Source organism: Microbacterium sp. Bi128 (genome assembly GCF_918698205.1).
Map to the genome: position 1 here is coordinate 1 of NZ_CAKKMM010001020.1, position 1856 is coordinate 1856.

3 protein-coding genes and 1 pseudogene are annotated in these 1856 nt (G+C 66.3%); all 4 read left to right on the top strand.

Going from position 1 to position 1856, the window contains the following annotated elements; genetic code table 11:
- Nucleotides 1-198 (top strand): annotated as a pseudogene (locus tag LQV45_RS29270) (low molecular weight phosphatase family protein); the annotation flags it as partial.
- The gene (locus tag LQV45_RS29275; RefSeq protein WP_308288948.1) at nt 176-769 is read left to right on the top strand and encodes a DinB family protein; all 594 of its coding nucleotides are present in this window, start codon (nt 176-178) and stop codon (nt 767-769) included. The pseudogene LQV45_RS29270 and the gene LQV45_RS29275, both read left to right, overlap by 23 nt.
- A gap of 69 nt (nt 770-838) precedes the next feature.
- On the top strand, nt 839-1216 hold the full coding sequence (locus LQV45_RS29280) for a metalloregulator ArsR/SmtB family transcription factor (RefSeq protein WP_223914797.1): 378 nt from the start codon (nt 839-841) through the stop codon (nt 1214-1216).
- The coding region (locus tag LQV45_RS29285) for a cation diffusion facilitator family transporter (RefSeq protein ID WP_230010570.1) at nt 1213-1856 on the top strand (644 nt) is incomplete at its 3' end. The genes LQV45_RS29280 and LQV45_RS29285, both read left to right, overlap by 4 nt.

Genomic DNA, 1856 nt, shown 5'->3' on the forward strand with positions numbered 1-1856 from the left:
GTCCTGGACGCGGCCGACGTCGTCATCGTCTTGGGCAACCAGGCTAAGGTCGAGCCCCGCGAGGGCCAGCGGCTCGAGTTCTGGGATACGGACGAGCCCTCCGAACGCGGCATCGAAGGCATGGAGCGCATGCGCCTGGTCCGGGACGACATCATGGCCCGGGTCCGGAAACTGCATGCGGAGCTGGCTGGAAACTGACCGGGCCCGCGACACCGGAGTGCACATCGTGGACCCGACGAAGGAAGAGATCCTGTCCGGGTACAGCCGCGCCCGCCGCCACCTCGACGCCCTGCTGCAGGACCCGGCGCCCAAGGACCTCGGCCGCAAAAGTACGGGCACCCGCTGGACCAACGAGGAACTGCTCTTCCACATGGTCTTCGGCTACATGGTGGTCCGTGCCCTGCTTCCGCTGGTCCACGTCGTCAGCCGGCTCCCCCGCCCGGCGGGCCGGGCATTCGCTGCTGTCCTCAACGCGGGCACCGGTCCTTTTGATGTGGTGAACTACTGGGGCTCCCTGGCCGCCGCCCTCGTCTACAACAGGCGCAGGATGAGCCGGAAACTGGATAAAACCATCGCCGCGCTCTCCCGCCGGCTCGAACATGAGAACCCGCAGTCCCTCGCCAGGTCGATGCCGTTCCCCGACAGATGGGACCCCTTCTTCACGCCGCTGATGACGCTCAACGATGTTTACGCCTACCCCACGCTTCATTTCGACTTCCACGCCAAGCAGTTGAGCCTTCGGCATCCGGACGCGCCGGAATCGTCCTGATGGCCACTAACGGTATCCCGTTGATTCGATCGTCTTGAGTGGAGCGGGGTTATATGTAAGTATCTGCGTATGAATGCAGATAATAAGGCTTGCGCGCTCACCGCGGACAGCCAGTACGTCGAGCTGGCCGTGGAGGTGTTTGCCATGCTGGCCGACGCCACCCGGGTCAGGCTCATCCTGGCTCTGCGCCACGGTGAACTGCCCGTCAACGTGCTGGCCGAAAAGGCCGGGAAATCGGCGGCTGCGGTCTCCCAGCATCTGGCCAAGATGCGGCTGGCGCGCATGGTCGCCACCCGCCAGGAAGGCACCAAGGTCTACTACCGCCTGCAGGACGGGCACGCCTGGCAGCTCGTGGCCGACGCCATCCACCAGGCCGAACACACCCTCGGCACGGCCCCGCATCACAGCACAGCCCCGCACAGCCCCACAAGGGAGGCCGGCGCATGAACCGGCCCCCGCACCCCGGCCACGATGTCCACCCGCACGCGCACGGACATGCCCACGACGACGGCTATCACCACGACCACGGCCCGCACGGCCATGTCAACGCGACCGGTTTCAAGGGGTGGCTGCAGGAGCTCTTCGTGCCCCACTCCCATGACTCGGCCGACTCGATCGACTCCGTCCTGGAGACAAGTTCCCAGGGCATTCGCGCCGTCAAGGTCTCCCTGCTCGGACTGGGGGCCACGTCGCTGTTCCAGCTGGTCATCGTCCTCATCAGTGGCTCCGTGGCGTTGCTGGCGGACACGGTCCACAATTTTTCCGATGCCCTGACCGCCGTTCCGCTGTGGATCGCCTTTCTGCTCGGACGCCGCCGCGCGACCCGGACGTACACCTACGGTTTCGGCCGCGCCGAGGACCTCGCAGGGCTGTTCATTGTGGCGATGATCGCGCTCTCCGCCGTGGTGGCCGCCGTCGAATCCATCCGGCGCTTCTTCGAACCCCAACCCGTCCAGAACCTGGGCTGGGTGCTCGCCGCCGGCCTCGTGGGCTTTGCCGGCAACGAACTGGTCGCGATCTACAGGATCCGCGTGGGACGGCGGATCGGGTCCGCCGCGCTCGTCGCCGATGGCATTCATGCCCGCAC